Raw genomic sequence first — 6,468 nt, 5'->3', positions numbered from 1 at the left:
ACGGCGGTGATTCATGCGGCCGGTGTGCTGGATGACGGTGTGATCACGTCGTTGACGGCTGAGCAGGTGGAGCGGGTGATGCGGCCGAAGGTGGACGCGGCGCTGCATCTGCACGAGCTGACGGCGGACATGGAGTTGTCGGCGTTCGTGCTGTTCTCCTCTGTCGCGGCTCTGATCGGCAGCCCTGGTCAGGGCAACTATGCGGCGGCGAATGCCGTGCTTGATGCGTTGGCTGCGCGCCGTCGTGCTGCTGGTTTGCCGGCGACCTCGTTGGCGTGGGGGTTGTGGGCGGACGCGACCGGGATGACCGGGGAGCTGGACGAGGCGGAGCTGGCGCGGCTGGAGCGGCAGGGTGTCGGCGCGCTGTCGACGGAACTCGGTGTGGAGTTGTTCGACCGGGCGCAGCGACTGGATGCGGGCTTGTTGGTGCCGGTGCGGTTGGATCAGGGTGCGTTGCGGGCGCAGGCCCGGGCCGGGATGCTCCCGGCGTTGCTGCGCGGACTCGTCCGTATGCCCGCCCGCCAGGTGGAGAGCGTGGGCGGATCGCTCGCCGAGCGGCTCGCCGCCGTACCGCAGACGGACTGGGAGCGTGTCACGCTCGATCTGGTTCGCGGCCAGGTCGCGGCCATCCTCGGCCACGCCTCTTCCGACGCGATCGACCCGGACCGTGCCTTCAAGACGCTCGGCTTCGACTCCCTTGCCGCGGTGGAACTGCGGAACCGGCTCACCCAGGCGACCGGTCTGCGGCTGCCCACCACGCTCGTTTTCGACCATCCGACCCCCGAGGCCGTCGCGCAGTACCTGATCCCCGTCGCCATGCCGGGCGGCACGGTGCCGGCTCAGCGGTCGTCGGAGGAGGACGAGATCCGCGAGCTGCTGGTGTCGATCCCGATCGGCCGGCTGCGTCAGGCCGGGCTGCTCGAAACGCTCATGGAGCTCGCGAACAGCTCCGAAGACGTCGCACCGACCGCCGGGGACTCCGAGTCGATCGACGAGATGGACGTCGACGCCCTGATCCGGATGACCCAAGAGGACATGGCATGACGACGACAGCAATCCCGAACCTGATCGAGAACGTGGTCGCCGCTGTGCGCCCGGAGGTGAAGGCGTAGACATGCCCGCCAACCAGAACGAACTCGTCGAGGCCCTCCGTAAGTCACTCAAGGAGACCGAGCGCCTGCGCCAGCAGAACCGGCGGCTCCTCGCCCAGTCGACCGAGCCTCTGGCGATCGTCGGGATGAGCTGCCGGTACGCCGGCGGCGTCACCTCACCGGACGAGTTGTGGCAGCTGGTGTCGGAGGGCCGCGACGCGGTGTCCGGCCTGCCGCAGGACCGCGGCTGGGACGTGGAACGCCTGTACGACCCGGATCCGGAGCGGGTCGGCAAGGTCTACGCGAGCGGGGGCGGGTTCGTCGACGGCGTCGGGGACTTCGACGCCGGCTTCTTCGAGATCAGCCCGCGTGAGGCGCTGGCCACCGATCCGGCCCAGCGGTTGATGCTCGAGGCCGCGTGGGAGGCGTTCGAGGACGCGGGTATCGCCCCCACCTCGCTGCGCGGCACCGACACGGGCGTGTTCTGCGGCGCGGTGCCCTCCAACTACGGCGGGCAGATGCTTCCGGAGCTCGAGGGCTTCCGGCTTACGGGTACGACGACCAGTGTGGTGTCCGGCCGGGTCGCTTACAGCCTTGGCCTCGAAGGCCCCGCCGTCACCGTGGACACGGCGTGCTCGTCGTCCCTGGTCGCGATGCACATGGCCGCACAGGCGCTCCGCTCGGGCGAGTGCTCTCTCGCACTGGTGGGCGGCGTGACGGTGCTCGCCGGGCCCTTCCTGATGGTGGAGTTCAGCCGCCAGCGTGGCCTTGCCCCCGACGGACGTTGCAAGCCGTACGCGGCCGCTGCGGACGGTACGGGTTTCTCGGACGGCGTCGGACTGGTCGTGCTGGAGCGGCTGTCGGATGCCCGGCGGAACGGCCACCGCGTCCTGGCCGTGGTGCGCGGTAGTGCGGTGAATCAGGACGGTGCGAGTAATGGTCTGACGGCGCCGAACGGTCCTTCGCAGGAGCGGGTGATCCGCCAGGCTCTTGCCAACGCCGGGTTGAGCCCTGCCGACGTCGATGCCGTGGAGGGTCACGGCACCGGCACGAAGCTGGGTGACCCGATCGAGGCGCAGGCGCTGCTGGCCACGTATGGCCAGGAGCGGGCGGGTGGCGGTCCGCTGCGGCTGGGGTCGATCAAGTCGAACATCGGTCACACGTCGGCGGCGGCTGGTGTCGCGGGTGTGATCAAGATGGTCATGGCGATGCGGCATGGCCGGCTGCCGTCGACGTTGCACGTGGATGCGCCGTCTCCGCATGTCAACTGGGAGGCCGGTCAGGTCAAGCTGCTTACGGAGGCGGAGGAGTGGCCTGCGGGTGAGCGGCCGCGGCGCGCGGGGGTGTCGTCGTTCGGCATCAGCGGAACGAACGCCCACCTCATTCTGGAGGAGGCGCCGCAGGATTCTGCGGAGTCGACCACGGAAGTGACTGCGCCGGACCGGCCGGCTGCGGTGCTGCTTTCGGGTAGGAACGAGGTGGCGTTGCGTGCGCAGGCGGAGCGGTTGCGTGCGCATGTGGTGGCTTCGCCTGAGGTGGGGTTGGTGGATGTCGCTTTCTCGTCGGTGGTGTCGCGGGCGCAGTTGGAGCAGCGTGCTGCGGTGGTGGCGTCGGATCGGGAGGGGCTGCTGGCCGGCCTTGCCGCTTTGGCCGGGGGTGAACCGGCGGCTGGTGTGTTCGACGGTCGGGTGAGTGCGGGTCGGACGGCGTTCTTGTTCACGGGGCAGGGGGCGCAGCGGGCGCGGATGGGTGTGGAGCTCGCCGCTGCTTACCCGCAGTTCGCGCGGGCGTTGGATGAGGTGTGTGCGGAGCTGGACCCGCGGCTGGGCCGTTCCCTTCAGAGCCTGCTGGCTGCCGAGGAGGGCTCTGCGGAAGCCGGGCTGCTGGATGCGACGGAGTTCACGCAGGCCGCGCTGTTCGCGGTCGAGGTGGCCCTGTTCCGGCTGGTCGAGTCCCTCGGAGTGCGCCCGGATTATCTGATCGGGCATTCGGTGGGTGAGCTGGTGGCCGCTCACGTGGCGGGGGTGCTGTCGCTGGCGGATGCGTGTGCGCTGGTCGTGGCTCGTGGCCGGTTGATGGGTGCGTTGCCGGCTGGTGGTGGGATGGCGGCGGTGCAGGCGGCGGAGGAGGAGGTGGCCGGGGAGCTGGCCGGGTTCGAGGGCCGGTTGTCGATCGCTGCGGTCAACGGTCCCCGCTCGGTGGTGGTGTCCGGTGATCTGGATGCGCTTGATGAGTGGCTGCCGCGGTGGCAGGGCCGGAAGACGACTCGGTTGCGGGTGAGTCATGCGTTTCATTCGCATCGGATGGAGCCGATGCTGGCCGACTTCCGCAAGGTGGCCGAGACCCTCACGTACCACGTCCCCCGAGTCCCGGTGGTGTCGAATGTGACGGGTGCTCTGGTGTCGGCGGAGCTGGCTGACCCGGGGTATTGGGTGGATCACGTCCGTCAGGCAGTCCGGTTCACCGACGGGGTGCGTACTCTCCAGGCCGAGGGTGTGACCCGGTTCCTGGAGTTGGGTCCGGATGGTGTGCTGACGGCGTTGGCGCGTCAGGCGGTGGAAGAGGACACGGAGGCGGTGTTCGCGACCGTGTTGCGGGCGCGTCACCCCGAGGCGGAGACGTTCGCGGCGTTTGTTGCGCAGGCGCACGTGGCCGGCGTGCCGGTGGACTGGTCGGCGCTGTATGCCGGTACCGGCGCTCGGCGCGTTTCCCTGCCGACCTATGCCTTCCAGCGGGAACGGTACTGGCTTGCTCCTGGTACCGGGGCCGGTGACGCGGCCGCTGCCGGACTCGGCAGGCTCGACCACCCCATGCTGAGTGCCGCGGTGTCGGTCGGGGACCGGGACGAGTGGGTGCTGACCGGGCGCGTGTCCACCGAAACGCAGCCCTGGACCGCAGAGCACGTACTCCTCGGCAACATCGTCGTCCCAGGCACCGCACTGATCGAACTGGCACTCACCGCCGGCAGGCACACCGCCGCCCCGGTCGTCGAGGAGCTGATCCTGGAGTCCCCCTTCCTTCTCCAGGAGGGTGCCGCGGTTCAGATTCAGGTCACTGTCGGAGCGCCTGACGACGATGGCCGCCGTGCCATCGCGATCTACACCCGTCCCGAGGTCGAGGCGGAGATCGACGAAGAGGGTGCGGGCGAGGCGGCGACGTGCCATGCCCGTGGTTTTCTCGCCCCCGAGGCCGGGCCTGTCGCGGCATGGCCCGCCGAGTGGCCGCCGGAGGGCGCGGAGCCGCTAGCGGTCGAGTCGTTCTACTCGCGGCTGAGCGACATCGGTTACGACTACGGCCCCGTTTTCCAGGGGCTGCGCGCGGCCTGGCGGGACGGTGACGAGATCTACGCCGAGGTCTCGCTCACCGACGAGCATGTCGACCCCGCTCGGGCGTTCGGCATCCACCCTGCCTTGTTCGACGCCGCGTTGCAGAGTGGCGCGGTCCTGCTGGTCGACGGTGACGGCGACGGCGACGGTGGTGGGCACCGGATGCCGTTCAGTTGGGCCGGTGTTCGTCTCTCGAGCAGGGGCTCCTCGCGACTGCGGGTTCGGGTCGCGTCGACCGGCGACTCCGCGCTGCGGCTCGACGCGGTCGACGACGCGGGCGCCGAGGTCGTGTCCGTCAGGTCCATCGTCGCCCGCCCCGTCGACCGGACACAGCTTGAGAGCGCCGGGCGGTCGAGCAACAGCTCGCTGTTCACGGTCGACTGGGCGGAAGTCCCGGCCGCCGAAGTGTCGGAAGGCTCCGTGCGGGTTGCTTCACTCGGTGGAGACTGGGACGGCGGCGGCCTGGATGCGCTGGAGCGGGCCGTGGCTGAGGGCGCCGGGGTTCCGGATGTGGTGGTTGCCGAGGTCGCGGGGCTGGCGGATGGTGCGTCGTCTTCGGTTGTGGTGCGGGTGTTGGGGTTGTTGCAGCGGTGGTTGGCGAGTGAGCGGTTGGCCGATGCGCGGCTGGTGGTGGTGACGCGTCGGGGTGTCGCGGTGGGTGATGAGGTTCCGGATCTGGCGCTGGCGCCGGTGTGGGGCCTGGTGCGCAGTGCGCAGTCGGAGCACCCGGGCCGGATCACCCTGGTGGACGTCGACGATGATGCCGACGGTGACGGTGGTGTGCCGGACTGGACTGCACTGGCTGCTCTGGAGGAGCCTCAGCTCGCTGTCCGTCGGGGCGGGTTCTTGGCGCCGAGGCTGGCGCGAGTGTCGTCGGTGCCGGTCGCGGGTCCGGTGCTGGATGCGGATGGCACGGTGTTGATCACGGGTGGTACGGGTGGTCTGGGTGCGGTGTTCGCCCGGCATCTGGCCGCAACGCATGGTGTCAGGCGGCTGTTGCTGGTGAGCCGGCGTGGGCCGGGGGCGGCGGGTGTCGGTGAACTCGTGCAGGACCTGGAGGCGTTGGGTGCTTCGGTGCGGGTCGAGGCGTGTGACGTGTCCGACCGTGACCAACTGGCAGCCTTGATCGGTTCGTTGGAGCATCCGTTGACGGCGGTGATTCATGCGGCCGGTGTCCTGGATGACGGTGTGATCACGTCGTTGACGGCTGAGCAGGTGGAGCGGGTGATGCGGCCGAAGGTGGACGCGGCGCTGCATCTGCACGAGCTGACGGCGGATATGGAGTTGTCGGCGTTCGTGCTGTTCTCGTCCGTGGCGGCTTTGATCGGCAGTCCTGGTCAGGGCAACTATGCGGCGGCGAATGCCGTGCTTGATGCGTTGGCTGCGCGGCGTCGTGCTGCTGGTTTGCCGGCGACCTCGTTGGCGTGGGGGTTGTGGGCGGATGCGACCGGGATGACCGGGGAGCTGGACGAGGCGGAGCTGGCGCGGCTGGAGCGGCAGGGTGTCGGCGCGCTGTCGACGGAACTCGGTGTGGAGTTGTTCGACCGGGCGCAGCGGCAGGATGCGGGCTTGTTGGTGCCGGTGCGGTTGGATCAGGGTGCGTTGCGGGCGCAGGCGCGGGCCGGGATGCTCCCGGCGTTGCTGCGCGGACTGGTCCGTACGCCGGCCCGTCGTACGCAGAGCGTGAGCGGATCACTTGCCGAGCGGCTGGCCGCCATACCCGAAGCCGAGAGGGAGCGGGTGGTTCTGGAGTTGGTGCGGAGCCAGGTGGCGGCTGTCCTGGGGCATGCGTCGTCCGAGGTGATTGATCCGGGGCGGGCGTTCAAGGAGCTGGGTTTCGATTCGCTGGCGGCGGTGGAGTTGCGGAACCGGCTGACGCAGGCGAGTGGTCTGCGGCTTCCGTCGACGCTGGTCTTTGATCATCCGTCGCCGGTTGCCGTCGCCCGGTTCTTGCTTGCGGAGGTTGGTGGGGGTGAGGGTGTTGATGAGCGGCGGGTGGTGCGGGTCCGGCGTTCGTCGCGGGTGGATGAGCCGTTGGCGATTGTGGGGAT

At 69.6% G+C, this 6,468-nt stretch carries 2 protein-coding genes; both read left to right on the top strand.

Going from position 1 to position 6,468, the window contains the following annotated elements; all coding sequences use genetic code 11:
* Positions 1-1,044: beta-ketoacyl reductase (locus AB0N16_RS41345; RefSeq protein WP_365805993.1), on the top strand; the 1,044-nt coding region annotated here is incomplete at its 5' end.
* A gap of 70 nt (positions 1,045-1,114) precedes the next feature.
* Positions 1,115-6,468: type I polyketide synthase (locus AB0N16_RS41340; protein ID WP_365805992.1), on the top strand; the 5,354-nt coding region annotated here is incomplete at its 3' end.

Origin of the sequence: Streptomyces sp. NPDC051105, from assembly GCF_040682795.1 — a bacterium.
Taxonomy (GTDB): Bacteria; Actinomycetota; Actinomycetes; order Streptomycetales; family Streptomycetaceae; genus Streptomyces.
The sequence above is the reverse complement of the archived record's forward strand: the minus strand, read 5'-3'. Positions and strand labels throughout refer to the sequence as shown.